We start from the raw sequence: 26,735 nt of genomic DNA on the forward strand, positions 1-26,735 counted from the left end.
ATTCGGCGAGAGGGTCGTCATTCGAGTGTAGAGATACGACTATCCCTGAGTAACACCCGTTTGACGATGTCTGGGTCTTCGAGGAGTCGATGGGTTCCATGAACCCCCTGGCCACGACCACGACCCCGTACTTCAGATTGGATGACGTTGAGGAAGTCGAGTTCTTGAAGTAGTTCTTGGACTCGACGTTCAGAAAGTTGGTCCATGTCGAGGTCGTCCGCGACGGTGAGATACTGACGGTAGATTTTGTTCGTCGTTACCTCGGCAGTCTTCCGACCACCTGTCTGGAGAACGAGAGAGTACAGAACGGCTTTCGACTGTGTCGCGGTCCCCTCGAGGAGTTCACTGAATCGGTCGGCCTCACTTTTCTCTTTTGCCGCTCTCACGTGGTCGTCAGAGACGGTATCAGCACCCTCTTTCTGGGCAATTCGGCCAGCGTTGCGGAGGATGTCGATAGCCTTCCGGGCGTCTCCGTGTTCCTGTGCTGCGAGTGCACTCGCGAGTGGAATGACGTCGTCCGTGAGCACACCGGGCTTGAACGCGTCCTTCCGGTTTTCGAGAATTTCGCGGAGTTGGTTCGCGTCGTACGACGGGAAGACGAGTTCGTCGTGGGCGAAACTCGATTTGACGCGTTCGGTCAATTCCTCGGGGTAGTCGATCTTGTTCGAGATGCCGATAATGCCGAGACGAGAGTCGACGATTTTCTGATTCTCGCCTGCACGCGAGAGTTTTCGAAGAACCTCGTCGTCGCGAAGCATGTCGATCTCGTCGAGAATGACGATGGTCACGTCAGAACAGGTGTCGAGGACTTGCCACAGTCGGTTGTAGTAATCACCAGTAGAGAGTCCACGCTCTGGAATCGACATCCCACTCTTCGAAGGGTCGTTCACCTGTGAGGCGAGCGTCTTGATGACCGACGCCTCGGTGTGTTGTTCACCACAGTCGATGACCGCGATTTCCACGTTTACGTCTTCACGACGTGCTTCGCTCTGTAACCGTTCGCTCACGAGACGTGCACTAAGTGTCTTTCCTGACCCGGTCTTTCCGAAAATAAACAGGTGGGTCGGTTCACGCCCGAAGATAGCGGGGTTGAGTGCCTGTGCGACCTTGGACATGTGCTCGTCACGGCCGACAATCTTGTCGGGGCCAGGTAAGTGCGAGATTTTGAGGATATCCTCGTTGGCGAAGATGGGTTGGTCGTAGCGAAAAAGTGGGTCTCGACCACCCCCATCAGTCTCGTCCGATGTCATATGAGTTCGCTATTCATACCCATTCCTAATAAAAGTGTAGGGGGTAGCTCCGCGATTGTAACACCAACCAAATAGCGACTTAGAGAACCCTCACTCGACAGTTCAGCATGTACTTAGTAGATTAGTAGTATCGCGCGAGTAACCCCGTCAGACACCACCCTCGCGATTGTAACCGAGAATATGGGGGACTACCATCGCGTTTGTAACTGTGCACATCTCCGATGCGAGGGAGGGACCACCTTCGCGTTTGTAACCTTCGATACTGCACACCCTACTCGAAGAGGGAGTAGTGGGAGACCACAGTCGCGAATGTATTCAGAGCGACGAAAGTTCCGTGGCACGTGAATCGAGGACAGAAGTCGCGATACTCGATAGACTGACCGGGGAGGAGACCACCCTCGCGTTTGTAAACACGAGAATTGTTCACAGTGGTTTACTCACATCACGATTCTCAGTCTGATTGGAGGTATCCGGCGATGTCAGACACACCACCTTCGCGAATGTAACTCGAAAACAGAGGGGCAACCCTCGACGAACCACCCACAAAAGGATGTTATTGCCGCATGATTTACAAACGCGAGGGGGGTGTGTAGAATCTTTCTAGAGTCTCGCGTAGCCGTTACAAACGCGAAGGTGGTGTGTGTGTACTCAATGAGTGACTAGAAGACTAGTGCTGCTCTAGTACTAGAGACAAAACAACGACAACAACAGATTAGGACTAACTGAACTATGTTAACCGAGTAATCCTAAGTCGCTAACTCTCTCACCCACGACTTCAATCGCACGTTCGGCATCGGAAACCTCCTTCGCACCGGTGATCACGACCTTTCCACTCCCGAACATCAACACGACGACATTCGGTTCGTCGAGACGATACACGAGACCGGGGAATTGTTCAGGCTCGTACTCGACGTCTTCGAGACCGAGACCGACGGCGAGGGCGTTGAGGTTGAGCGTGTGCCGGAGGTCCGCACTCGAGACGATATTCTGGACTGTAATCTCGGGGTCGTCGGGAACGGGGAGTCCGAGTTCCTCGAACTCGTCGAACAAGATATCGAGAGCAGTGTTCACGCCAGCGACACTGTCTGCCCCAGTACAGACGATTTTCCCGGACCGGAATACGAGACACGCCGACTTCGGGTCCGTCGTTCGGTACACCAGCCCAGGAAAGTTATCTGGGTCGTAGTCTGTCCCCTCCCAGTCGAGGGACAACTGTTCTAAGTCCAGTTCGATTCCAATCTGTGTGGAGGCGACGACGTTCTGTATCTGGATTGACTCGGCGGCATCCGCTTGCGACATGATGTGGATTAATTGACATTCATTCTTGTTAAAGTACAGGGGTCGTTCCGAGCGTTCGACAGAGTAACACCAGATCCGCTAGTCTCATCTCTCTCGTTTGGTTTCGATGGACTCGATGAGTACCGCCTTGGAATTAGTATCGGCCCTGGAGTTCGTCCATTTGGCACTGTACACACCGGTCGTTGGCGAAACACGACACGCTATCGTACGGACAGTCGTATTCCTCGACCGACACGCTCATATTCCGTTTCCTGTCTTCCCACGCTGACTCCCACACGTCGATGTCCATCTCTGCAGAGGTAAACACGACGTCGTCGTCTCTATCGATGATTTTGACCGCAGCCACTTCGTCTCGATGCTCTCTGACGACCTCGATTGCTTTGGTATACGACGAACATCTCATCTCCGTGGTCCCGTCGGAATCATGCAAGAGACGGACCCTAATCCGCCCATCGTAACTCTCGGTCGGGCGTGTCTCATCGACCATGCGTAGGTTGTTAGAAAGCTAGCTCAAAAACCTGTGTCCGACTCGAGTTCCTGTCTCCTTTCGTCGTTCTCACCACCTTCTTTCGTCCTCCTTTCACCTAATACCGTCTGCCGTACCACTTCCACGACAACGTCGGCGACTCAGTACGTATTCGAGGTAACAGTCCCGACACGTATCCGTACGAGTTCGTTTTCTGGCCACGCGGACTCGTCGGCACCGTACTTGGTGTTGATTCGCCGAGTTGCATCACGTAATTGTTCGTCGTCGTCGACGACTGTCGCCGTCCCGAGTAACGTCACTCGCCACTGTGCCTGGCCGTCGATATCTTTCTGAATCGAGAGGGCGACGCGTGGATTCGACCGAATGTTCGAGAGTTTCCGTCCAGTAGTGAGGATTTCGACGACTGAATGCTCCGCGTCGAAGTAGTACCACACCGGTGCGACGTGGGGTCGTCCGTCGACGCACGTCCCTACGTGTGCCATCAGTGGTTCGCTCGTGAGCAGGTCGGCGACTTCCTCTGACACGTCCGTCATACATCGGATAGGCTCTCGGGCCGAAAAGGTCTATCTACGACATCGGTTGTCGACGCAACTCCCAGTCTAAGAGAGACGACTCTGCCGGAACTTTCGGGAGCTGATAATCGCTGAGCACGTGCTGAATACAGAGCGAAAGTCGGTCACTACAGGTCGTACACGTCGGGACGGGTGTGCCTGAGACTCTGCAGTTCCCGTCTCGTGTCTTCGAGATAGTCCATGTCGATAGTCGCCGTCACCACCTCTTCTGTATCTTTGGCTTTCGAGATGACGTTCCCCCACGGGTCGACGACCAGGGTTCGTCCGTATGTGGTCGGTGACGATGGCTTCTCGCCGATTTGTGCTGGTGCGATGACGTAGGACTGATTTTCTATCGCTCGCGCGCGGAGTAACGGTTCCCAGTGGTCTTTTCCGGTGAACATGGTGAACGCTGCAGGCACGAGAAGTACGTTGGCTCCGCGGTGTGCCATTGTCTGGTAGAGGTGTGGAAATCGAAGGTCATAGCAAATTGAGAGGCCAAACGTCGCGATATCGGTTTCGACAGTCACCGCTTCGGTCCCCGGAGCGACGCGTTCGGACTCTTCGTACTCGACGTCGCCGTCGAGTTCGATGTCGAATAGGTGTACCTTGCGATAGGTGTCCAGAACGTCACCCTCGGGGCCAATCATCACCGACGTATTGTACACACGGTCGGAGTCTGGGATGCGCTCGAAGAAACTCCCCGTGTGGATGTACAGGCCGTAGGCCTTCGCTTTCGCGGCAAATTGGTGGACTATCTCACCGTCTATCGACTCAGCTACGTCGGGGTACTGGTCCTTTGGTCCGATGTAACTCATCATCTCGGGGAACGCCACGAAGTCGGCCCCCACGTCTGCTGCTTGGTCGACGAACTCGAGTGCTCGTTCGACGTTGGCCCGTTTGTCGTCGTTCGAGTCCATCTGACATGCTGCGGCAACGAACTCACTCATCCTTGCTAGTCGGTGCGTTGGCGAACCGTATGGTTTTGACCCTCCACAGGACGTTCGCGTTCCTACATTGACGACTTTCGCAATATATGGCTCAAGATGGACATTCGCAAAGTTCTAATGGTTCTAGTAGGCTCGTATGTGTAATGACGTACGAAAATCTCGATTCCAAGCTTGTCAACGCACTCCTCGACGATGGCCGAACGAGTCTCCGGAACCTCGCCGAGCAACTCGACGTCTCTGTGACGACTATCTCGAACCACCTCCGTGACCTAGAAGAAGAGGGTGTCATCGAGGGATACACACCCCGCGTCAACTACAGTGCACTCGGGTACGACGTCACTGCAGTCATGCAACTAAAGGTCGAAGGTGACGCACTCGGCGATATCACCGACGAACTCAGAGAACAACCCCGAATGGTCTCAGTCTACGAAGTGACCGGGAATTACGACGTCATCGCCATCGGCAAATTCCGGAACACGGACGACATGAACGCCCAAATCAAGGAGATACTCGGTGAAGCGGCGATTCGCGAGTCGAACACGAGTGTCGTGCTCAACGCCGTTTCGGAGAACGAGCAGTTCGAACTCGACGTCGACGAATAAGACGTCTCGCTTCGGGATACTCACACGTCGTCTGACGATAGAGCGTCCAACTGTTCTGCTTCGTCTCTGTACCGCTGGTACGTCTCCATCGCCCAGTCACGTGCTTCTGAGGAATCTGTATCGACGAAGACCGAGAGCAGTCCTGTTTCGTCGTATCCCCCGAGTCCAACTCGGTCTTCGAAAATCGCGAGACCGAACGGAAGGTCGTCGTGTGTTGAGAGCGTCAGTTGGCCGGCATCGACCGCGTTTGCAATCGCATCGGGATACGTCTCGACCATCTCTTCGACGACGGCTGACAGATAGACGACGTCTGTCTCCATCCCTCCCAGTATCTCGTCTCGGATTTCTTCGACGTAGATTGGTGCAACCGTGGTCGTGTCGAATCCGTGGAGGCTCCGTGAATCACGAAGGAGTTCCATGAATCGAGCAACCGGGGCGTACGGGTTCGTGGGCTTCGATTCCGTCATCGTCGCACCATCGAACAACCCCGCTTCAAGTTCGACAGACCGGTCGGTTAGCGTCTCGAAAAACGGTTGGAGCCGTTGTGCAGCAGTGATTCGTCGCCGGTAGGCGGTCACCTCGCGTGCGACCGTTTCTCCGAACGGTGAGAGTTTGAACTCCACGCCGTCTTGGACGAGCAATTCTTTCGATTCGAGGCCGCGGACGATGCGATGAATCGTCGTCCGAGACACGTCCAGTGTCTCCATCAGGTCCGACCGTTCCAGAGGGCCATCCAGCAGTGCAGCGAGCGCGTCCGCTCGTTTCAAGGCCGCTATTGGAAGATTGTTGTCTTCGGACCCTCCGGTACCCATTGGGCGTGATAACTCGTCCAAGTCGACATAATTCTTCGGACATGAACTCCCGATAAACAAATTTCAATTGACAGTTGTTTCAGAGAGTGAAATCCTGTTCGCACTCCGGACTCTGCACGGTGAGTGCATATAGGATAGCTGACTGAGTGGGGAATTTATCAACATGCTTCAGTTTGGGACTCTCTATCGAAGTGGAACGATTCGGTCTACCGTGTCCGTTATCCTCGCGGTTTGTCTGGTCCTCTCTGTCGTCGTCGGGTCTGTTGGGGCAACGCTCGAATCCGCGGACCCGACCACATCAGAACCATCTTCCGTCGAGTCCATCGGTTCGTCCGGTGATACTGCGGAGGCAGCGAGTGGGTCGCTAACGTGGCCGTCTCTCGGTCCGGGAGACTGGCCGACGACCGGTCGCGACGCCGGTCGGTCGGGATACAATCCGAACTCGTCTGGTCCGAAGACGAATCCAACTGCTCGCTGGACGTACGAATTCACAGACGACGTGAGGGAACTTCCCGCAGTCGTCGCTGATGGCTTCGTGGTAGTGCCCGGCGAGACGAGTCTCCGAGCACTGGACAACGAGACGGGCGACGTGGTCTGGAACATCTCCGGCGTCGACCTCTCGTCGGTGTCCGTCTCCGATGGCGTGGTCGTAACGACCGAAGTCGACTATTCCGGTGACGAAATCCGCGCCTACCATCTCTCGAATGGAACCGAAATCTGGAACGAAACCAACTTCGAAACTGATGCGACGGTCGTCTCGGGGGGGACGCTCTACACAACCCGAGGGGCGTATCTCTACGCGTACGACGTACAAACTGGTTCCCAACGCTGGTCGACCGATATCAACGACGACGTCTCGATTGGGTTGTCGGCGGCGGGCGAGACGGTCTATGCGACCGGTCAAGTGAACAATCGGGACTACGCCATCTATGCCCTGAACGCTAGCGACGGAACCCGTCGGTGGAACTTCGAGATGGAAGGTCCGGTGTCGATGTCACCGGTCGTTTCGAACGGGTCGGTCTACGTCGGGAGTGGGTCACCGACGTACGATCCGAAATTCTACCGTCTGAACGCCACTGATGGACACATCGAGTGGGTCATCGATATCAATGCCCAACCGACGGGGGCGGCCGTCTCCGAGGGTTCAGTCTACGTCTCGTCGGGACACACAATCCGGGCGTTCGACGAACGCACGGGCACCCAGACGTGGCTTCACCGTCTCTCTGGGAGCCTCGAGTACGGGATTGCCCACTCGGAGATGCGAGCGCTCTCACCGACCGTCGCTGACGGCGTCGTCTACGCGGCGAGCGAACGAGGCCACCTCGTCGCGCTCGATAATGCAACCGGTGCCGAACAGTGGACGTATCGCATCGACGGCCGCGCAATCGACCTTGCGGTTGCAGACGACCGACTCTACGTCCTCGGTATCGACACCCGAGACACCACCGAGTTCACGCGCGTCTACGCGATAGAAGAATCTCCGTTCCAATTCTCCGGGTTTACTCTCTCGTCGACGGCGCTCACCCCGGGCGAACAGTTCACGGGGGAGGTGACAGTCGAGAACGTCGACGACGAGGCGCGGAGTTACAACCTCTCACTGATGGCTGACTCGCCACTTCCCGTGGAGTGGTGGGCGCTCGACCACGCGAACGGAACGTTGAACCCGGGTGAGTCCACGCCGCTCACGTTTACTGGACGGGTCGATACGAGCGGTTCGTGGAACGTCTCAGTTGCCCGCGAACTGGAGGATGACGCTGCTATCGGCCCAGTGACACTGACCGTCAGTCACCCAACCCGAGTCGACGATTGGCCCGGCATCGATTTCGACGCCGGTCGAACGAAGGCGAACCCGAATACGTACGGCCCGAAACAACACCTTCAGGAAGTCTGGAACCTCTCTTCGTTCGACGGGAGCGTTGCACCCGCTATCGCAAACGGAACGGTCGTGGCTGTCCACAACAGAGACGACAACGCCGACAACGCCGACATCGTCCGCGGATACGACGAGACGACCGGTGCCGAGAAGTGGGCGTTCAACGTCTCCGCGCAGGACCGAAATATCGCTGGGTCACCGACAGTCGACGACGGCACCGTGTTCCTCTACACGACGCCCTACAACTTCGACAACGCTGGACCGGATGTCGTAGATGCGTCCGTCTTCGCACTCGACGCCAGCGACGGCAGTGTCGAGTGGGTCCACGACACGACGATGAACGACACGTCGCTGAGTCGTGACCAAGCACCAGTCGTCTCGAACGGACAGGTGTACGTCGTGGGCGGCACGCCAGAGGACACCTACGACGCGAACGCGACGCTCCTGGTACTCGATGCCGACACGGGAGCGGTGAGTTGGCGGTACGATGTGAGCGACGACGGTGGCACTGAACTCTTCGACTGGGTTTCGGTGTCGAACGGAACGGTCGTCGCGTGGCTTCAAGACGAAGACTACGTCGACGGAGCATGGGAAGACCACGACCGACTGATTGCCTTCACCACGAGTGGGTCGAGTACGTGGTCGACGAGCGCGGTGGATTTCGACCCATCGGAACCGCCCGTCGTTCGGGATTCGCACGTGTACGTCGTCAACAGAACGACAAACGCCGATGGCGAGGCGGCACAGACACTCACGGCGCTCAACCTCGCTGATGGGAATGTCGACTGGGAGTTCGTTCCGTACGACCTCCACCAAACCGTCGATACGTGGCGTGTCTACGAACCGACTGTCACGAACGATGCGGTATACGTCCGACAGCAAGTCATGGAGGCGAGTTCACCTCGGCGAAACGAACTCTACCGCCTCGACCCGTCTACCGGCGCACTCGTCTGGAACCGGTCGATTCGGGACCTCGAAACGATATTCGCCGTGGATGGACTCGTCTATGGTGGCGACGGCGGCGGTGATTACACGTACGTCTACGACGCTTCGACCGGCGAGTTCTACGGAAACACCGACCTAACGTCTCGCGAGCGTGGGGCCGTGCAGGCACTGGCGAACGGGACGATGATTCTCTACGCCGACTCGACGACACCGAACGACTTCCGCGTCCTTCGAGAGGGAGGCGTAATCGAGTTCACGGACCTCACAGTCGACTCCCACGTCGTCTCCGTGGACGACAACGTCACCGTCACTGCGACGGTCACGAACCTCGGGTCGCACGCGCGCCAGTACGACGTGAACCTCGACATCGCCCCCGACGACGGGAACACCAACCACTACATCTGGGACTATCCGAACCGGGAGGGGACTCTCGAACCGGGCCAGAGTACGACGCTCACGTGGACGGTCACCCTCCGAGAACGCGGCGACGTCGTGTTCGTCTTGCAACCGTCAGGCGACGGTGATTCGATGGCACGGTACATGTACGACCGAGAGGGAAGCGCCACGGTGAACGTCGGCGACGCCGAGGATGGCACACTCGTCGCCCTCGGTGGCCCGCGTGACCTATCGCCGACTGCCGACTCGTGGCCAAAGGCGAGTTTCGACGCCGGCAACACCGGGAACAACTCCGCGACCCAAGCGCCGACTGCAGTCGGCTCAGACGTCACAGCGTGGGCAGTGAACCACAGTTCCGAGTGGACGACTGGACCGATTGTGGCCAACGACACCGTCTTCGTCGGCGGAACCGACAACAACGGCGACGCGGTGTTCGCCTACAATGCCACTGACGGAACGCTTCGCTGGAAGTACGAAACCATCGGAAGTGTCGAGGGTTCACCGACCTACGCGAGTGGCTACCTCTACACGGCAGACAGCAGAGACCGCGTCTACCAATTCGATGCGTCGACCGGCGAACGTCTCTGGACGTACGACGTTGGCGGCGACGTTGGCGGTATCACCGTCGTCGACGACGTCGCATACGTCACCGGGTCTGGATACGCGAATTCGAAGTACTTCGGCGTTCTCCACGCCCTGAATGCCACCACTCGTGAGGTCCTGTGGACGTTCGAGAGAGATAGCAGGATGTACGGCATGGAGGTAACTCCCGCAATCGAAAACGGGACTGTCTACGTAACGAGTGACGGCAATTCGACGCACGCAGTGGACGCCGCGACTGGGACCGAGATGTGGAGTCGACAGATTGCGGGCCGGTCGTCGGGACTTCACGCTCCTGTCGTCGCCGATGGCGTGGTCTACGTCGACAACCAGTCGAATGGGCGACTCTACGCGCTGGACGCGGCCGATGGTCGCACGCTGTGGAACACGTCGGCGAACGTCGATGGCTATACTGGTACCTCGCCCGCACTGGCAAACGAGACGCTGTTCTTCACGTCAGACGGCATCCTCCGTGCCATCAATGTATCGAGCGGCGAGAACCGATGGGCGACGAGTATCTGTACCGCTGCAGAGTTCTCTCCAACCTACGCCGACGGGACCGTCTTCGTACCGACAACGGACAGTTCGATTCGGGCGTACGACGCCGATACCGGTGGCCTCGTGTGGAAATATCAAGAAGACTACTACGAGGCGTTCACACCGGCGATTAGCGGTGGCGTCCTCTACGCTACGGGGTTGGAGAACGCCAACTCGGAGCACCCACTCCTCGCACTCGAGGGTGGCACGACGAATCAGTCAGACTCGTCGATTGGATACACCAATCTCGCAGTCTCGAAATCCAACGTGTCTACCGGTGAGTCGTTCTCCGTCTCTGCTGTGGCAGAGAACACCGGGGATGTCGCGTGTGGCTACACAGCCGAACTGTTCGTGGACGGGGCTGTCGCCGATACAGTGACCGGCACTGTCGGTTCCGGTTCCTCCAACACGGTTGAATTCACGCACGACTTTTCGACGGTCGGGACGCACAACGTTTCCATCGAGGGCCTCCCACCGAGTAACGTCACCGTCAGTGCACCCGTTGCGGAACCTGCCGTCTCACCATCGACACAGGATTTCGGTGACGTGGACCTCGGGTCGTCTTCGCAGCGATACGTGCAAATTTCGAACGAAGGGACCGACACGCTGTACGTCTTCGACGTAACGCTCACTGGGTCGAATACCGGTGACTACACGATTACGACGACGCCGCAGTCGAACATCTACGCTGGCGACTCAGACTATATCTGGCTTCGATTCGACCCGAGTGCGAGTGGACTCCGGACGGCAACGCTCGAATTCGACACTAATGTCGGAATCGTCGAGGCCACCCTGATTGGAACTGGAGTCGGACCTGCGGAAGTCGCCGTCTCGCCGACCAGCCACGACTTCGGAACGGTGGAAGTCGGTAACACCACGACGACGAACGTCTCTGTCTCGAACGTCGGCGGGTCACCGCTGTCGCTCGGCAGTTCGTCGGTGACTGGCACCAGTGCCGGCGCGTACACCGTCGTCGGTGGGTCTGGCACCGCGACCATCGCTGCGGGTTCGACTCACAACGTCACCGTCGAATTCGCACCGTCGGTCACGAGGGTCGCAGACGCGACACTCGAACTGGCAACCAATGATAGCGACGAATCGACCGTGAGCGTCGGAATTTCCGGGAACGGAACGATTACGGAACCGAATCAGAAACCGGTCCCCGGTGCCGACCAGTACGTCGTCGTAGAAGGCGAGACGCTCTCGGTAGACGCACCGGGCGTCCTCGAGAACGACCAGGACCCGGACAACGACAGTCTCTCTGCGACCCACCACGGAACTCCGGACAACGGCTCGTTGACGTTCGTGTCCGACGGGAGTTTCACCTACACTCCCGACTCCGGCTTCACGGGTACGGACTCGTTCGTCTACCGCATCCGAGATTCGGAAGGAACGTACTCGTCGTTCGTCACCGTCACCGTCGAGGTTCTCCCGGACCCGAACCGGAAACCGGAGGCTGTCGGGGACTCCTACGCTGTCCACGCAGGTGAGTGGCTGAACGTGAGTGCACCGGGACGGCTCGCGAACGACCGTGACCCAGACGGGGACGACTTCAGTGCCAGCCATCACGGCGACCCGAGTCACGGCACGCTTAAATGGTCTTCCCAGGATGGAAGTTTCAACTACACACCGGATTCGGGCTTCACGGGGACGGACTCGTACGTCTACCGGGTGCAGGATGAACACGGCGAGTACTCCGAGTTCGCCACGGTGACTATCGAAGTCCTTCCCGCGAAAAATCGCGACCCAACTGCTGTCGACGACACCTACACGGTTTCGCAGGGTGAGTGGTTGAACGTGAGTGCCCCCGGTCGACTCGCGAACGACTACGACGTCGACGGTGACTCGTTCAGTGCCTCTCACCACGGTACCCCCGACCACGGAACCTTGGTCAGGTCTTCCCAAGACGGCAGTCTCAACTACACACCGGACCCCGGATTCACGGGAACAGACTCGTACGTCTACCGGATTCAGGACGATCACGGTGCGTACTCAGGGTTCGCTACGGTGACTATCGAAGTCGTCCCGGACAACAGGGACCCGACGGTCGTCGACGACCACTACGCGACCCTCGCCGACGAGTGGTTGAACGTGAGTGCGCCCGGACGACTCTCGAACGATTACGACGTCGACGGCGACTCGTTCAGTGCCTCTCACCACGGAGACACCACGAACGGGACACTCGACCGGTCCTCACAGGACGGAAGCCTCGTGTACCTCCCGGACTCGGGATTCACGGGAACAGACTCGTACGTCTACCGCGTTCAGGACGGCCGGGGCGAGTACTCCGCGTTCGGGAACGTCACTATCGACGTGGTCGACCCGACTCGAACGGACCCGGTTGCAGTGCCTGACCACTACACGGTATCCGAAGGGCAGTGGTTGAACGTGAGTGGACCGGGAACGCTCGCAAACGACCTCGACCCGAACGGTGACAACGTCACTGCGCCGCACCACGGGACTCCCTCGAATGGTACACTCCACCGGTTCTACGGAAGTGGCGGCTTCCAGTACAAGCCAGACGATGGGTTCACCGGAACCGACACCTTCGTGTATCGAGTCGAGGACGACACCGGTGCGTTCTCGAACTACACCACCGTCACCGTCGAGGTTCTCCCGGACCCGAACACGACGGCGAACCGTGCTCCGACTGTCGTCGACGATACCTACACGGTGTACGAGGGACAGTGGGTGAACGTGAGTGCGCCCGGTCGCCTCGCGAACGATTACGACGTCGACGGTGACTCGTTCAGTGCCTCTCACCACGGCAATCCCGACCACGGGACGCTGGAGCGCTCCGCCCAAGATGGGAGCTTCAGATACAAGCCGGACTCGGGATTCACGGGGACGGACTCGTACGTCTACCGTGTCCGGGACGAACACGGCGAGTACTCCGCGTTCGGAACGGTGACTATCGAAGTCGTTCCGGACCCGAACAGACGGCCAGATGCTGTCGACGACCACTACTCGGTCTACGCGGGTGAGTGGCTGAACGTGAGTGCACCGGGACGGCTCGCGAACGACCGCGACCGGGACGGAGACTCGTTCAGCGCAAGTCATCACGGCACCCCCGACCACGGGACGCTCCAGTGGTCCTCTCAGGATGGGAGTTTCAGATACCTCCCGGACTCGGGCTTCACGGGAACAGACTCGTACGCCTACCGAATTCAGGACGAACACGGCGAGTATTCGACGTTCGCAACTGTCACCATCGACGTGCTCCCGAACCCGAACCGTGCACCGACCGCAGTCGCTGACAACTACGTCGTCCGGCAAGGAGAGACGCTCTCGGTGCCTGCACCGGGGCGACTTTCGAACGATTACGACGCCGACAACGACTCGTTCAGCGCGAGTCACCACGGGACCCCGGATAACGGTACGCTCCAGCGGTCTTCGCAGGATGGACGTTTCACGTACACTCCCGACCCCGGATTCACCGGCGTCGACAGCTACGTCTACCGGATTCAGGACGAACACGGTGAATATTCGTCGTTCGCACAGGTGTCCATCACCGTCGTCGACGCCTCGTCGTCCGGATTCGCCGACATCACGGTCTCACGGGACCGCGTCGACTTTGGAACAGTCCCCGCGGGAACCAACACCGCCGAGACGATTACCGTCGCAAACATCGGCGACCAGAATCTGACCTTCACCGAAGCGACAATCACTGGACCGACCGGCACGTTACTCGGTGGGGCCACAGACGGGTCGGAGTCCACGATAACCGAGATGACGCTCTCGAACCCGAGCGCCGTCCCGTTCGATGTGACCGGTGGGAACGAGTCGGTTGTCCTCGGGTTCGGCGGAACCCACGCCGTGACCGTCGAGTACGCACCGAACACTACGGGCACGGCAAACGCGACGCTCGTCTTGCGGTCCGACGACCCTGACGAGCCCTCCGTGTACGTTCCGCTTGCCGGAGAGAGCGTGGACGACACCGCCCCGACTATCGACACAATCTCTGTCAACGGTTCGTACCGGAATGGAACGACAGTTTACGCGAACGAGACGGTGGATGTCGAGGTGAACGCGTCCGACGAGTTCGGGAACGTCAGTGACGTCCAGGTCACACTCGACTCACGAACTTCGCAGTACCGAGAGACGACGGACGCGACATACAATGGCACGTCGAACAACTGGACGGCATCGTTCTCGTCGAGTCAGATTCACGACGATGGTCGCTACGACGTCGTCCTAACGGGCGACGACGACCGGGGGAATTCGGCGGACAAGACTGTGACCGACACTGTCGTCGTCGACCGAACTGCCCCCAATTTAGCAGCGACGATAACGCGCGTTGATGCGACGACGGCCAACGTGACCGTCGATACCACCGAGACGGTTCGGCCCGCCTCGATGGTCGTCGATGTGGAACACCCAGACGGCACTGTGGACGCCGTCACCATGGTCGACGAAGGAACCCACTGGAACGGGACGTTCTCACTCTCGACAGACGGACAGTACAACGTCTCCGCATCGGCAATCGACTTCGCAGGGAACCGTGGAACTGACAACGCGTCGAGCCTCATCGAATCTCACAGCACCGACAGCAACAACACCATCACTGCCCAGATACTCCCGTCTGAGCTGTTCGTCCGCTTTACGACCGACCAACCTGTCAACGACACGTTCGTCACGATGACCGAGCGTCGAGTGTCGGCCGAACCGCTCGTCCGCGGACAGGCAGGTGTGAAATTCCTGAACGCGGCGCTCGGCAAGCGTCTCTCGGACAACCTCAGTTACGCCGTCATCGGCATCCCTGTGGACCAGTCGCTTCTGACGAACACCAACACGGACGTCGACGACGTGACAATCCGGTACTTCAACGAGACCACGAACCAGTGGGAAGACGTTCAGACGAACGTCGAAAACGTCACAATCAACGGTTCGACCGGTCAGTACTGGGTCGCAAACGTCTCGCACTTCTCGACGTACGGTGCCGTCGCAATCGACAATGCAGCACCGACGATTACCGCGACGACTCCGGATGATGGTCGCACACTGTCCGCTGGCACCACCTCGCAGACGCTCCGCGTTGAGTACGAGGACACCCAGAGCGGTGTGGACGCGAGCAATGTTGCGGTCCTCTACGACGACACGCTCGTAACCGCGGATTCGGCGACCACGATTACGAGCGACTACGCCGAGTTCCAAGCGACCGGGTTGACCGATGGGACCAGTCATACGCTCGACGTGACCGTGGAAGACGAAGCGGGGAACACCCACACTGAGACCATCTCGTTTACCGTCGATACCGCGTCTTCGGGAGGGGGGACCAACCCATCGACTGGGAACGGCGGAACCGATGACACGTCGTCGACCGACGACGGCGGTTCTTCTGACTCCTCAAGAGACGACGACCCGGCCCCCGCCGGTGACGTGACTTCCGACCACTCGGCCGACACAACCCCGACTATCGACGTTTCGTCGCTCGAAGACGGTGGACTCGTGGTTCACATCCGAAATGCGTCTGTGGGTGAACCACTGTCGACTGCTATCGTGAACGGTGACCTCGGCACGACGGGTGTCACTGTCGAACACGTCAGCATCAGTCCCGACGCAGACGGCAATAGCACCATCCGTCTGATTGGAAGTGGGTCGTCGACTGGCCCTGCTCTCTCTTCGATGCAGGGTGAGTCCATGGCGTTCGTGACGATAGTGGGTGCCAAGGGCACCGATACGACAATTCGATTCTCTGTCGACCGAGGTATCCTCGCCGACCGAGACGTCGAATTCGGTGACGTGGTTACGTACAGTCTCTCTGACGGCACGTGGACGGCCGTCGAAACTGACCACGTCGAAACGACGGCAGCGAAAGTCGTGTTCGAAGTCGAGGGCACCGACCTCGGGTCCCTTGCTGTGGCGACTCACAAGCCACAGCAGACGACGCCGACGGCCACACCGACATCGACACCGACTCCGGACGAGACGTCGACACCGACGTCGACACAGACGACTACGTCCGAGACACCCGGATTCGGCGTGGGTGCCGCGATGCTCGCTCTGGGTATCGTCATCGGCTTGTTCGGACGACGGAGGAAGCACACCCGCTCAGGCAGGAAGTAAGCGGGACAATCCGGCCGTTTCGACACTCGGTCGGTGATTAAATCTTCGACGCGTCGTCTTTGTAGTGGGAAAACAGCGTCTCTGCCCAGTGGATACTCTCTGCAGTATCGTTCACGAGTATCCCAGTCATGAGCGCCTCGTCTCTGAATTCGATGGCCATCTGCACCGATTCTGGACCTTCGGCGACGTAGAATCCGAACGGGACGTCCGCAGTCGTCTTCCAGAGTGACAATCCGCAGTCCAGAACCTCCGCCAGTTCACCCATATTCTCTCGGTCTAAGTCGGCATATAGCTCCGTTCCGAGAACGAACTCCGCTCGTAACTGGCTCGCTTCGACCCGTACGCGGACGAGTTTTTCGTTGTCCGACGATGCTGCCGGAACGACTCCACGAACCGTCGTCGCAGATTCGAGAAGGTCTTGCGCACGGGCGAGATGCTTATCGATAGCGTCGGTCTCAGGCGCGACAAACTCTGACCCGACGAACACGATGGGGTCGATTGCATCCGGTCCCAGTCCTGCGAGCACCTGCCCGAGTGGTGCTGTTTGCGTCAATTCGTCGTAGCGTCGAAGGGCGGTGTGACCAAAGAGGGTCGGTCGCAGTCCCTCGGGAGTCTTCTTGACGAGTCCGAGGTCGACCAACTGCGTGACTCCTTTGTACACTGTCGATTTGGCGTCTGAAACCTCGGCCGAACGTGTCGACGCTCTTCCGTCACTAACTGAACCGACGATTCGTCAATTTCTCTCGTTTGGATTCCTCGCCTGGCTCGGGGCGACGGTTGCGTTCCGACTCGCTGGACACTATCTGCTCGACCCCGCATCACCACTCATCGTCGGTGCGTTGTACGTTGCAGTCGTCCCGGCGATGAGTGGTCTCGCATTGGCTCTGTACCGATGGAATGGTGTCACGGGAGCGAAGCGACTCGAGGCAGCAGTCGCGTTAGTTCTTCCGGGGATGTTCCTCGATACAGTTGCGATAGCGTTCTTCGGGTCCGTCTTCCCGAACATGGTTCCGGGTGCGGCCAAGCATTTCGGTGGGATGTTGCTTCTCGCCTATGCAACAGTCCTCGTGACCGGATTTGTTCGGCGGTGGTAAGCACGTCGAAGTCGAGAGGAACGGCAGGCACGGTACCCTCGCGGATGTAAACGTCCGATATCGACCTCGAGAGCCCTGATTGGTGGATGACAGATTCGTGTATTCATCTCGACTCCGCACGTTTGGTCCCCCTACTGTAGAAATTCGGTGGGTGCTACGCCTCGTCTAGTGGGTTCGTCGGGTATCTTGGAATACGGCGAGCATCGTGTGGGTCCCATATCTTTAACGCGTAACCGATGATTTAGACTGAGGATGACTACTGAGCCGCCACCAGCGAGTTCCGCAGAGGGAGCGGGGCCGAAAGTGGGTTTGTTTCTCCTGCTGACGTTTGGTTGGTCGTGGGGATTCTGGGTTCCGAAGGCTCTCGCTGCCGAAGGACTCGTCGAGGGCGTCCCCGTTCTCCCCGAACTGGGTGCGTTTGGTCCGACTGTCGCTGCCTTCATTCTCGTGACGTACACGAACGGCATCTCCGGGGCTCGACACCTCGCGCGACGCGCAATTCGACTCGACTTCCCGAAACGGTGGTTGATTCCGGCGTTGTTCCTCTCTCCCGCCATCGTCTTCATCTCGCTCGGCGTCGCCATCGCCACGGACGCCTCGCTGTCGTTTCCCTGGGCGGACAATCCAATCGTCCTTCCGGTTGCGTTCGTCGTCATCTTCTTCCTCGGCGGACCCGTCCAAGAAGAGTTCGGCTGGCGAGGGTATCTCCTCGACCCCGTACAAAAGCGGTTATCGGCGCTCGGCGGTGGTCTCGCTGTCGGCCTCGCTTGGGCAGTCTGGCACATTCCACTGTTTTACGTCCCGAGTGAGACCATCTACTACCAGAATCCATTCCTCGGCTTTGCGGTCTCTATCACGTTACTTTCCGTCCTCATGACGTGGGTGTACAACAACACGAACGCCAGTCTCTTGCCCGCCCTTCTGTTCCATGCATCGTTCAACTGGTCACAGGGGATGTTCCCGATACTCGACTCAGACCTGGCGAGCCTCACACTCGTTGGACTCCTCGTCTTCACGACGGTCGTTGTCGTCGTCTACTGGGGGCCGACCAGTCTCACTCGGGCAGACGGAGAGTCGGCGTCCCGTTCGGGGCTGTGAACCCCAACTGTGTGACTGGGAGATGGCGATTTCTTGACTGATACTCCCTTGTATGCTGCACGCGTCTTCCGACCGTAGTTACGTAGAATCCTGAAAAAATAGTCGCCAAGCTTCGTCTTCGTTCGTCGTTGCGCCCGGGTGGACGCTTTCTACAACCCTGCGTACGGACCGGCTTTCGCTTCAGTCAAGCGCTGGACTTGCTCTTTTGAGAGGTCTACCGTCGCAGCAGCGAGATTCTCCGTGAGTTGGTCGACAGTTCGAGCACCGACGATAGGTGCGGTGACGCCGTCACGGTGCATGAGCCACGCGAGCGCAGTCTGTGCAGGCGACGCGCCAACTTCGTCGGCGACTGCGTCGAGTTCGTCGTGTAGGTCGAAGTTCTCCTCGGTGAGGTACGCCGCTTCGAACCGACTCGATTCAGCGGCGCGTGACTCGCCCGTGAGTCCTTCTTCTCGGGTGTACTTCCCGGTCAGGAACCCTTGGCCGAGCGGACTCCACGGGCAGACGGCCATCCCATAGGACCGAGTCATCTCCAGATAGTCTCCTTCGATTTCGCGGTCGACGAGGTTGTACCGGGGTTGCGAGACGGTGAACGGTTCCCATCCCTCGGCACGGGCGATTTCGTTGGCCTTCGCCACCTTCCACGCGTTCGGGCGCATCGTCGACGCACCGAGGTAGTGGACCTTCCCGTCTTCGACGAGACGGTTAAGCGTCTTCATCATCTCGCGCGTCGGCGTGTCGTCGTCCCAGCGGTGGATGTACAGCACGTCCACGTAGTCGGTGTCGAGACGGTCGAGGAGGGCATCGATTCGGTGTCGGATGTTCTTTCGGTTGGTGCCGCGACTGTTGGGGTCTCCCTCTCGAATCTGCCAGAAAATCTTCGAGGCGATAGTGAACCGTTCGCGGTCACGGTCGGAAAGCCAGTCTCCAATCCACTCTTCGCTCTTGCCGCCACCGTAGACGTCGGCAGTGTCGATGAACCGACCGCCTGCTTCCTCGTACGCGTCTAACAGTTCGTGGGCGCGTTCCTCGCCGATTTCGACGTTCCCTTCTTCAGTCTCTTTTCCGAACCGCCAGGTGCCGAACTGGAGTTCGCTCGTCTGTAATCCTGTCTCGCCGAGCGGAACGAAGTCTAGGTCGACGTCTTCGAGAGTGCTCATTATCCTCTTAGTGTACGGCGATTTGTACGAAAAGTGTTGGGTACTCGGTGGTGGTCTCCGCTTCCAGTTCACGACCCGTCGTCTCCTTCGACGCGTGTTTGCTGTCGGAAACGGTTCAGTCCGACCGTTCCGAGGGGGCGACCTGAGCGTCTCGTGAGAGAACAGGAACCTCGATGGTAACGACAGACCCCTCTGGGTCGTTCTCGGTGAATCGAACGTCGCCCCCCGCGATGTCGGTCCCCCACTTGACAATCCAGAGGCCGAGCCCACTCCCGTGTTTGAGTGGGGTTTCGGTTCCGTCTTCGAGGACCGCCAGTTCGTACTCCGCGATGCCGGGACCATCGTCTGCAACCTCGACGTGAACGGTGTCTCCTTCGACCTCGACCGTAATCCACACGTGCGGTGTCTCACTCGGGTTGTGCTCGACCGCGTTTTCGATAGCGTTCGAAAAGACTGGTCGCAGTAACCCCGCGACAGCGACGTCTTCGTCCGGGTGGCTTCGTTCTATCGTAGCCTTCGGATACGAGTCACGGGTGGATTCGATACATCGGTCGAGGAGCGATTGGAGTGATTTGGGCTCCGTTCTGTCGCGGGTCTTGTCGAAGAGTTCGATCGCTTTCCGGCCCTTCTTCCCGATTTCTTCGATACGTAACGCCCGTTCTTTGACCGTCCGTGCGTTCTCGTCGTCTTCGAAGCGGCTGACGTAGCCGTAGATGACGTTCGTCTCGGTGCGGATGTTGTGTCTGAGTACTCGGTTGAGCACTTCGAGACGTTGTTGTTGGCGAAGGTGCTCGCCGATATCGTGGAACGTTATTACCCGGCCGATGGGTGTTCCACGGACGTTCGTGATTCGCGTCGCCACCACGTCGTACGGGTGGCCACCGAGTTCGTCACCGATAGTGAGGTGTCCCGGGAGTGCCCCGTCTTCGGGGAGACGGTCGTACTCGGGGATAATCTCGTTCGCAGGTGCCCCGAGAACGTCTGTCGAATCGACGCCGAGAATCCTGACGGAACTGTCGTTCATGTCGACGACGTAGTCGTTGGCGTCGACGACGATTGCGCCGCCTTGCATCCGGTCGAAGAGGAACTGCCGAGCGCGCTTGTTTGGTGCGGGACTCGTCCCGAGGAGTCGAAACTGCGTGAGTGCCGCGAGGTAGACGATACCGGAGACTGAAAACGCGATTGGCGTCGGGTCGACGCCAGAGGTCGGTAAGAGGCCAGCCAGAAACAGGATGTTGGTCACCCACGGTGCGAGCAATCCGACGACGAGCGCGGCGCTCTGCCCCCGGAAGGTGACTGCGTCACTCGTGAGCAAGCCGAGAATCGGTATCATCCCGAAGATGCCGAGAATGTACGTGTACGCCGCGGTAATCCAGAACCATGGTCCACCCTGTTCGAACAAGACGACACCGTTCAGTTCGACACCAGTCGGTCGAACGTAAAGCAGGTCGTGGTACTGTCCCGTGAGTGCGAGGATGACGGTCAGAACGGGGACGACCGAGAGTGCTCCAACGTATCGGGGTTGGAGATACTCGTCGCGCCCGGTGTATTCGAGTGCGAACAGGAACCAGGCGACGGGAATCGCAACGACGCCAATCCACGCTAGATTCGCCCAGAGTAGTTTCGCATCGAGCGTGGGTGCACGGAGTTTGAAGATGATGCACGTGGACCACCAACTCTGTGCCACGAGGAGTGCGACGAGCGGTTTCGACCCCGGTTCAGGCCGCGCCCGCCATGCCAGTATAGTCGCTGCCGACCCGATGGCGATAGAGATGAACAACAACGGTACCAGAGATATCGCAGTCGCCACAGATACCGCATACAACCCTGCCTTGATATATGAAATGTCGCATGCACCAAGACAGCAGCTGAAATGACAGTGTATCTTCAGACGAGAAAACGACGAATAGAATCTACCGAAAGTAGATTAGAATCCACCCGCGGTGAGTGCGAGAATGACCGCCATCACCACGAGGTGTTTGGCTTCACCTGCGATTCCGAGACGACTTTCGTGGTCGGTTCGGCCGACGAACGCGGCTAGCACCAGAGCGTAGCCGAGCCCGACGAGAATCGCGAGAGTCAGGATACTACCAAGGAGTCCGCGCAGGTACGCGAAGACGACGAACCCGACGAGGAAGATGTCGAGTCCGTAGGCAATCTGGCGTGTCCGGTCGACGCCGAAGACGACTGGGAGCGTCGACACGCCGATTGCTTCGTCAGCCTCCACGTCGTTCACGTTCGGAATCTCGGTGTTGACGAACGTGTCGAGGAAGTAGTAGAAGAAAATGACGGCAGCGACGGGCGTGAAGGCAGCGTCGGCGAACGCCAGCGGCAAGAACACCAACGAGATAGCCCACGCGAGGGCGACGATGACCGAGTTGACGACGAGTATCTCCTTCAAGCGCTTGAAGTACGACCCGATGGTCGGGAGCCAATCTGAAGCGTAGAGAACCCAGAACACTCCGGGGATGAGTGTGACGCCGAGCGCAACGGGACCACCGAGCACGGATATCGCTATCGCCAATCCGTACGTTGCGGCGGTCAACACCGAGAGGGCACTCTTGTGCCTTCGCACGAACGACGACTGCTCGGGGTTCGAGACTTCGTCGGTGTCGACGTCGGCGATTCGGTCACCCGTGTAGACGGCGAAGGTGACGAGTCCGATGATGAGGAGTGCCGGATTCGGTTCGATGGAGAGGGCGGCCATGACCGTCGCGACTTGGACCATCGCGATGAAGACGAGATACGTCGAGGTGTGAATGAGGACGTCTTTGGTTCGTTCTAGATGTGTCAACAACGTAGAAACGAACTGGCTGTGCTGGTGGTCGGCACCGTCCGAGTAAATGGACAGTCTTCGTGGTTCGCTAGACATGATTTCTCCGACGACTGATGGACGATTCGCTTGGCCCACCACCCGTCAGATTCTACGATACTCCTCAGAACCGTCAATTGAACGGCCAAATCGTGTCAGTAACCCGTCTATTGATGTCCGTTTGGGAGAATTCTCCACGCAAAACATTTGGATAATCCAAATCACTCAGATACTGTCGTCGCTCCCTACGCCGAGAACGTTCGAAGCGTCCCGTGAATGCTCAGAGTGCTCCGTGAATTTGAGACAGGGCCGACCGAGTTACCTCGGACCTGTCACGCGTCGTACCCCGCGTACTCCATCAACTTCGAGAAGATGTCAGTCTTCATCGCGTCCTTGTAGACGACACCGTTGAGCATGCCGCCGGGGTAGAAGTTCCCGTTCATGACGTGGTTGACCTTGTGGCAGTGCATGAGGTAGATTCCCGGGTCGGCGTCGGCGGTGAACTCTACTGTGTGGCGTTCGGCGGGTGCGATGTTGGTCACGTCTCTCTCGTACCGTGCCGCGTCAGGGATGACACCGCCGTCTTTTTCCACGAGTTGGAATCGATGGTTGTGAATGTGCATCGGGTGGCTCATGTACCCCGCGTTCACGTAGTGGACGCGTACCTTGTCTCCCTGTTCGACGATGATGGGTGACCCGTCTTCGGGGTGGAGCGTTCGTGGTGCACTCTTCCCGTTGACTGTGAACACGTCTGGATTGCGGTTGCGCGGACTGTAGGTCACGTCTTCGCCAGCCATCTGTCTTGGAAGCCGTGAGTCCCAGTCCTTGACCGTCATGAAGTACTCTTTGTCCGCCGGTTCGTACCCCTTCGGGTCGACCCGGAAGATGCCGAACATCCCCATGTCGATGTGGCGGTGCGTCTGGTAGTGGCAGTGGTAGAAGTGGGTCCCGGGAACGTTCGCCGGGATGGTGTAGGTGTGCTTCTCACCGGGGTCGACGCGGATTCCAGTGGTCGTGGGGACACCGTCGTCTTCCCACGCCTTTTGTACCCCGTGGAAGTGGACCGTGTGTGGGCGCATCCCGTGAGTGTTGTCGAGGGTCACCTCCACGTCGTTCCCTTCTGTCGTGCGGAGAATCGGTCCTGGAACACTCGGTGACCCGTCGTCTGCTTGGAACGCCCAGACCTGTGGGAACTCGATGGGGCCACCCATCGTCTCCTGTGGATGGACGGCGTGGCGGGCGGGCGTACTCTTGAGCGTCACCGACCCACCCTGTTCGTCTACTTGCACGACTTCGGGTGAGGACGTATACGGCAACGTCGAACTGCTCGCCGACGCTGTCGCCGTGTCGCCGTCATCGATTGCCGCGTTCGCATCCCCGTTCGTTGGTGCGGTACATCCTGCGAGTCCAAAGAGGCCTGCACCACCAGTGGCGGCGAGGAACTCGCGACGAGACATCGTCGAACCGGGGGCACCGACGTACTTGCTCATTGCATTCGGGCGTTGGCCGGGGGGGTCGGTATAACGTCTCGACGGTTCCCGCACCGGCGGAGACTGTTCGAACATGTTCGGCAACGACCCTACGGTTCTCCCACCGAAACGAGCACCGTGGGCGTACCAGTCAGAATCGACGGCCATCGATTCGGTTCACCATTCCACTGCGCCCCATACACCTTTCACGTCTACCGTCGAGATAGGTATCGGAGACCCAGTACAATACTCACGAACTCCCTGCTGTGTGACCCCTCCTAAAACTGAGACGATGTCCACGAATCCGCTCTCTGAGGCGTTCGAACCGGACTTCCAATCGGTGTTCGACTCGCTCACGAGTACCCAGTGCCGAACTGTGCTTCGAACACTCGATAGTCCCATGACCGCCAGCGAAATCGCAGACGTGTGTGAGATGCCTCGGTCGACCGTCTACCGGAAACTCGAACAGATGGTCGACGCGGGGCTTCTCACCAAACGTGACAATGGCCAATCCGCCGCCGAATACTCACTCGGATTCCGAGAGGTAGTCGTCACACACCACGCTGGCGGGTTGGAACTCTCAGTCAGTTCGCAGTCTCGCTCCGCGTCTGACCAACTCTCTGAGTTGTGGGCAGAAGTAAGGACAGAGGCGACCCGGGACGAATAGCTCTCATTCGGTCGGGACCAGACCCCTCGTTCTCACGCGACTGAGACGGTGTCGCGGGCGAGGAACTCTTTCATGACTTTTCCTTCCGCCCGGTGAAGCTTCTCGCTCGTCGTCGACTTCGCCAGTCCGACGGCCTCGGCTAACTCGGTGAGGGTACACGTCCGCGGCGTATCGTAGTATCCTCGCTCGATTGCCGTCTCGACGAGTTCGTACTGGTCGTCGGTGAGGAGCGTCTCGGTGTCGATGGACTGGTGAATCGAGAGGAGGTCGAACGGGATTCCGAACTGAGTGAGTTGCTCACCCAACTCTGAGAGGTTCTCTCTCGGTGCTGTGACCTCGACGACGACTTCGCTGTCGACGATGGTAATCGGGAGTTCGAGTGGGATTCCGACTTCGCTGAGCGAGAGAATCAAGAGTGGTTCTGTCGTCTCGAACTGGACCAACGCTCGGTCCGAACGGGCCTCGAGAATCGTCACCGAGACGACAGTGTCGTACTCGTCCAACGCGGTCACGATGGGTTCGATGTCTGTCGCGTGAATCTCGACGAGTCCAACGCCCGTCTCCTCGGCGGGCATCGCGGCGAGGACCGTGAACTCGGCCTCGGGGTATCGACTGGAGAGGTCGGACACCCAGATTTGCTCGGGAAGCGTGAGTGAGAGTGTCGCTCGGGGCATCTGTATGTTGTACCTCTCGGCTGTTAGAGTCAAAAGTGTGTGCGAACATGTTCGGCCATCCGGTCGGCGTTCGGGAACGAGCGTCCCCGGTTTTCCATCACAATGCCGTCGATTCGACTGTCGGGCGAGGTGTCTCGACACCATCGCCACGAAAAACTCATGACCACGAACGATTCACCTTCCACAGCGGTCGGCCGACGGAGTGTCCTTCGACTACTCGGCGGCGCTGCAGTCTCTGGGTCTGCCCTCGGAACCGTCGCCGAGACAACGACTGCACAGACGAGCGAAGCAGCCCTCGACACGTGGTTCGAAAACACATCGAACTACGACGGCGTCGTCGACAAGACTGGCACGTCTACCGTGACGGTGACCGTCGGCGCAGATGGCAACGGCGGTGCGTACGGGTTCGGGCCTGCTGCCATCCGCGTCGACCCGGGAACGACAGTCGTCTGGGAGTGGACCGGCGACGGAGGCGTTCACGACGTGACCGCCGAAGACGGGTCGTTCGCGAGCGAACTCGTCGGCGACGCTGGACACACGTTCGAGCACACCTTCGACGGTGAGGGTGTCTCCAAGTACGTCTGTTCACCACACGTATCGCTGGGGATGAAAGGTGCAGTCGTCGTCGGTGGCAGTGTCACCCAATCGTCCACAGGCACCGCCGAGTCGGAGACTGCATCCTCACAGGGTGAAGACGTCGACGCGTGGTTAGAGAACACGTCGAACTACGACACAGTCACCGACCAGACGGGCCTCGAACGAGTGACCATCGACGTCGGTGCCGAGGCGAACGGCGGGGCGTTCGGATTCGGTCCGGCGGCCGTTCGCGTTTCACCGGGCACGACAGTCGTCTGGAAATGGACTGGCAAGGGCGGGTCACACAACGTCGTGGATACGGACGATGCCTTCGAGTCACAACTCACCAGCGAGAGCGGCCACACCTTCGAACACACGTTCGAGGAGGCAGGTACGCACACGTACGCCTGCACGCCGCACGAGACGCTCGGTATGAAAGGAGTCGTTGTCGTCGCCGAGGGTGGTGACGGTGGAAGCAATGCACAGGTTGCCGAACCGTTCGACGACCCGAAGATGGAAGACTTCGGTGGACTCGCACTCGCCGGGACGTTCGGCGCGGCAATCGCGTCGCCGGCGCTCTTTGGCGTGTTCCTCTGGTTGAAAGAAGATGAGACGGGTGGCAAAACCTACCCGGAGAAAAAACCTGAGTAATCTCCGTAATTCGTCTGCGTTCTTTCGGTCATTTGGCTGCCACGAGAACTGCAGGTTTTTGACATTCGACAGTTGAAGGGAACGCCCCGAACATCTTCGTCCGCCGTGACGTGTTCCGGGAAGCGTCGTATCCGACCTAAACCCTCGACAGTGAACCACCTCCTGT

18 protein-coding genes are annotated in these 26,735 nt (G+C 58.8%); 6 read left to right on the forward strand and 12 right to left on the reverse strand.

Annotated features, from left to right (window positions below; all coding sequences use genetic code 11):
• Positions 1–17 precede the first annotated feature (17 nt).
• The 5 genes from GJR96_RS16740 to GJR96_RS16760 all read right to left on the reverse strand — a co-directional run bounded on the left by GJR96_RS16740 (position 18) and on the right by GJR96_RS16760 (position 4,537).
• Positions 18–1,250 carry a Cdc6/Cdc18 family protein gene (locus tag GJR96_RS16740; protein WP_151164616.1) on the reverse strand — a complete coding sequence of 411 codons (1,233 nt, stop codon included), beginning with the start codon at positions 1,248–1,250 and terminating at the stop codon, positions 18–20.
• A 732-nt stretch (positions 1,251–1,982) separates the two neighbouring features.
• Positions 1,983–2,549 carry a TATA-box-binding protein gene (locus GJR96_RS16745; RefSeq protein WP_151164618.1) on the reverse strand — a complete coding sequence of 189 codons (567 nt, stop codon included), beginning with the start codon at positions 2,547–2,549 and terminating at the stop codon, positions 1,983–1,985.
• Between the two features lie 133 nt (positions 2,550–2,682).
• The gene (locus GJR96_RS16750) at positions 2,683–3,036 is read right to left on the reverse strand and encodes a hypothetical protein (protein ID WP_151164620.1); all 354 of its coding nucleotides are present in this window, start codon (positions 3,034–3,036) and stop codon (positions 2,683–2,685) included.
• A 140-nt stretch (positions 3,037–3,176) separates the two neighbouring features.
• Positions 3,177–3,569 (reverse strand): pyridoxamine 5'-phosphate oxidase family protein, encoded by a 393-nt coding sequence (locus tag GJR96_RS16755; protein ID WP_151164622.1) that lies wholly within the window; start codon positions 3,567–3,569, stop codon positions 3,177–3,179.
• A gap of 146 nt (positions 3,570–3,715) precedes the next feature.
• Entirely contained in the window at positions 3,716–4,537 is an 822-nt protein-coding gene (locus tag GJR96_RS16760; protein WP_151164624.1) for a carbon-nitrogen hydrolase family protein, read from the reverse strand.
• A gap of 143 nt (positions 4,538–4,680) precedes the next feature.
• Between GJR96_RS16760 and lrp the strand changes: the two genes are divergently transcribed.
• Complete coding sequence (lrp, locus tag GJR96_RS16765) at positions 4,681–5,139, forward strand: HTH-type transcriptional regulator Lrp (protein WP_151164626.1); 459 nt, start codon at positions 4,681–4,683, stop codon at positions 5,137–5,139.
• Between the two features lie 20 nt (positions 5,140–5,159).
• On the opposite strand, the gene GJR96_RS16770 is transcribed toward lrp, so the two are convergent.
• Positions 5,160–5,951, reverse strand: a complete 792-nt coding sequence (locus GJR96_RS16770; protein ID WP_151164628.1) for a helix-turn-helix transcriptional regulator — start codon at positions 5,949–5,951, stop codon at positions 5,160–5,162.
• A 211-nt stretch (positions 5,952–6,162) separates the two neighbouring features.
• On the opposite strand from GJR96_RS16770, the gene GJR96_RS16775 reads away from it, so the two are divergent.
• Positions 6,163–16,368: an Ig-like domain-containing protein gene (locus tag GJR96_RS16775; protein ID WP_191965917.1), complete on the forward strand. Its 10,206-nt coding sequence runs from the start codon at positions 6,163–6,165 to the stop codon at positions 16,366–16,368.
• A 37-nt stretch (positions 16,369–16,405) separates the two neighbouring features.
• Here GJR96_RS16775 and GJR96_RS16780 read toward each other — a convergent pair whose 3' ends face one another.
• Positions 16,406–17,008, reverse strand: a complete 603-nt coding sequence (locus GJR96_RS16780) for a transcriptional regulator FilR1 domain-containing protein (protein ID WP_151164632.1) — start codon at positions 17,006–17,008, stop codon at positions 16,406–16,408.
• Positions 17,009–17,012: 4 nt separating this feature from the next.
• Here GJR96_RS16780 and GJR96_RS16785 point away from each other — a divergent pair, with 4 nt between their 5' ends.
• Together GJR96_RS16785 and GJR96_RS16790 are read left to right on the forward strand one after the other, a co-directional pair.
• Positions 17,013–17,462: a DUF5367 domain-containing protein gene (locus tag GJR96_RS16785; protein WP_225317779.1), complete on the forward strand. Its 450-nt coding sequence runs from the start codon at positions 17,013–17,015 to the stop codon at positions 17,460–17,462.
• A gap of 252 nt (positions 17,463–17,714) precedes the next feature.
• On the forward strand, positions 17,715–18,560 hold the full coding sequence (locus GJR96_RS16790) for a CPBP family intramembrane glutamic endopeptidase (RefSeq protein ID WP_151164634.1): 846 nt from the start codon (positions 17,715–17,717) through the stop codon (positions 18,558–18,560).
• A 149-nt stretch (positions 18,561–18,709) separates the two neighbouring features.
• Here the strand turns inward: GJR96_RS16790 and GJR96_RS16795 are convergent, their stop codons facing one another.
• The 4 genes from GJR96_RS16795 to GJR96_RS16810 form a co-directional block, all read right to left on the reverse strand.
• On the reverse strand, positions 18,710–19,720 hold the full coding sequence (locus GJR96_RS16795; RefSeq protein ID WP_154326383.1) for an aldo/keto reductase: 1,011 nt from the start codon (positions 19,718–19,720) through the stop codon (positions 18,710–18,712).
• A gap of 115 nt (positions 19,721–19,835) precedes the next feature.
• Positions 19,836–21,530, reverse strand: a complete 1,695-nt coding sequence (locus GJR96_RS16800; RefSeq protein ID WP_225317780.1) for a sensor histidine kinase — start codon at positions 21,528–21,530, stop codon at positions 19,836–19,838.
• A gap of 117 nt (positions 21,531–21,647) precedes the next feature.
• The gene (locus tag GJR96_RS16805) at positions 21,648–22,592 is read right to left on the reverse strand and encodes a UbiA family prenyltransferase (protein ID WP_151164636.1); all 945 of its coding nucleotides are present in this window, start codon (positions 22,590–22,592) and stop codon (positions 21,648–21,650) included.
• A gap of 272 nt (positions 22,593–22,864) precedes the next feature.
• Positions 22,865–24,022, reverse strand: a complete 1,158-nt coding sequence (locus tag GJR96_RS16810) for a multicopper oxidase domain-containing protein (RefSeq protein WP_151164638.1) — start codon at positions 24,020–24,022, stop codon at positions 22,865–22,867.
• Positions 24,023–24,293: 271 nt separating this feature from the next.
• Here GJR96_RS16810 and GJR96_RS16815 point away from each other — a divergent pair, with 271 nt between their 5' ends.
• Positions 24,294–24,668, forward strand: coding sequence for a winged helix-turn-helix domain-containing protein (locus tag GJR96_RS16815; RefSeq protein WP_151164639.1), 375 nt, complete (start codon positions 24,294–24,296; stop codon positions 24,666–24,668).
• A 32-nt stretch (positions 24,669–24,700) separates the two neighbouring features.
• On the opposite strand, the gene GJR96_RS16820 is transcribed toward GJR96_RS16815, so the two are convergent.
• Positions 24,701–25,342, reverse strand: a complete 642-nt coding sequence (locus tag GJR96_RS16820; RefSeq protein ID WP_151164641.1) for a helix-turn-helix domain-containing protein — start codon at positions 25,340–25,342, stop codon at positions 24,701–24,703.
• Positions 25,343–25,501: 159 nt separating this feature from the next.
• Between GJR96_RS16820 and GJR96_RS16825 the strand changes: the two genes are divergently transcribed.
• Positions 25,502–26,569, forward strand: coding sequence for a halocyanin domain-containing protein (locus tag GJR96_RS16825; protein ID WP_151164643.1), 1,068 nt, complete (start codon positions 25,502–25,504; stop codon positions 26,567–26,569).
• The last annotated feature ends 166 nt before the right edge of the window (positions 26,570–26,735 follow it).

Source organism: Haloferax litoreum, from assembly GCF_009674605.1.
Classification (GTDB): Archaea; Halobacteriota; Halobacteria; order Halobacteriales; family Haloferacaceae; genus Haloferax; species Haloferax litoreum.

Excerpts from the sequence above, each read along its gene's own strand:
- GJR96_RS16740 (WP_151164616.1), bottom strand. The coding sequence starts at position 1,250 with ATGACATCGGACGAGACTGATGGGGGTGGTCGAGACCCACTTTTTCGC.
- GJR96_RS16745 (WP_151164618.1), bottom strand. The coding sequence starts at position 2,549 with ATGTCGCAAGCGGATGCCGCCGAGTCAATCCAGATACAGAACGTCGTC.
- GJR96_RS16750 (WP_151164620.1), bottom strand. The coding sequence starts at position 3,036 with ATGGTCGATGAGACACGCCCGACCGAGAGTTACGATGGGCGGATTAGG.
- GJR96_RS16755 (WP_151164622.1), bottom strand. The coding sequence starts at position 3,569 with ATGACGGACGTGTCAGAGGAAGTCGCCGACCTGCTCACGAGCGAACCA.
- GJR96_RS16760 (WP_151164624.1), bottom strand. The coding sequence starts at position 4,537 with ATGAGTGAGTTCGTTGCCGCAGCATGTCAGATGGACTCGAACGACGAC.
- lrp (WP_151164626.1), top strand. The coding sequence starts at position 4,681 with ATGACGTACGAAAATCTCGATTCCAAGCTTGTCAACGCACTCCTCGAC.
- GJR96_RS16770 (WP_151164628.1), bottom strand. The coding sequence starts at position 5,951 with ATGGGTACCGGAGGGTCCGAAGACAACAATCTTCCAATAGCGGCCTTG.
- GJR96_RS16790 (WP_151164634.1), top strand. The coding sequence starts at position 17,715 with ATGACTACTGAGCCGCCACCAGCGAGTTCCGCAGAGGGAGCGGGGCCG.
- GJR96_RS16795 (WP_154326383.1), bottom strand. The coding sequence starts at position 19,720 with ATGAGCACTCTCGAAGACGTCGACCTAGACTTCGTTCCGCTCGGCGAG.
- GJR96_RS16805 (WP_151164636.1), bottom strand. The coding sequence starts at position 22,592 with ATGTCTAGCGAACCACGAAGACTGTCCATTTACTCGGACGGTGCCGAC.
- GJR96_RS16810 (WP_151164638.1), bottom strand. The coding sequence starts at position 24,022 with ATGAGCAAGTACGTCGGTGCCCCCGGTTCGACGATGTCTCGTCGCGAG.
- GJR96_RS16815 (WP_151164639.1), top strand. The coding sequence starts at position 24,294 with ATGTCCACGAATCCGCTCTCTGAGGCGTTCGAACCGGACTTCCAATCG.
- GJR96_RS16820 (WP_151164641.1), bottom strand. The coding sequence starts at position 25,342 with ATGCCCCGAGCGACACTCTCACTCACGCTTCCCGAGCAAATCTGGGTG.
- GJR96_RS16825 (WP_151164643.1), top strand. The coding sequence starts at position 25,502 with ATGACCACGAACGATTCACCTTCCACAGCGGTCGGCCGACGGAGTGTC.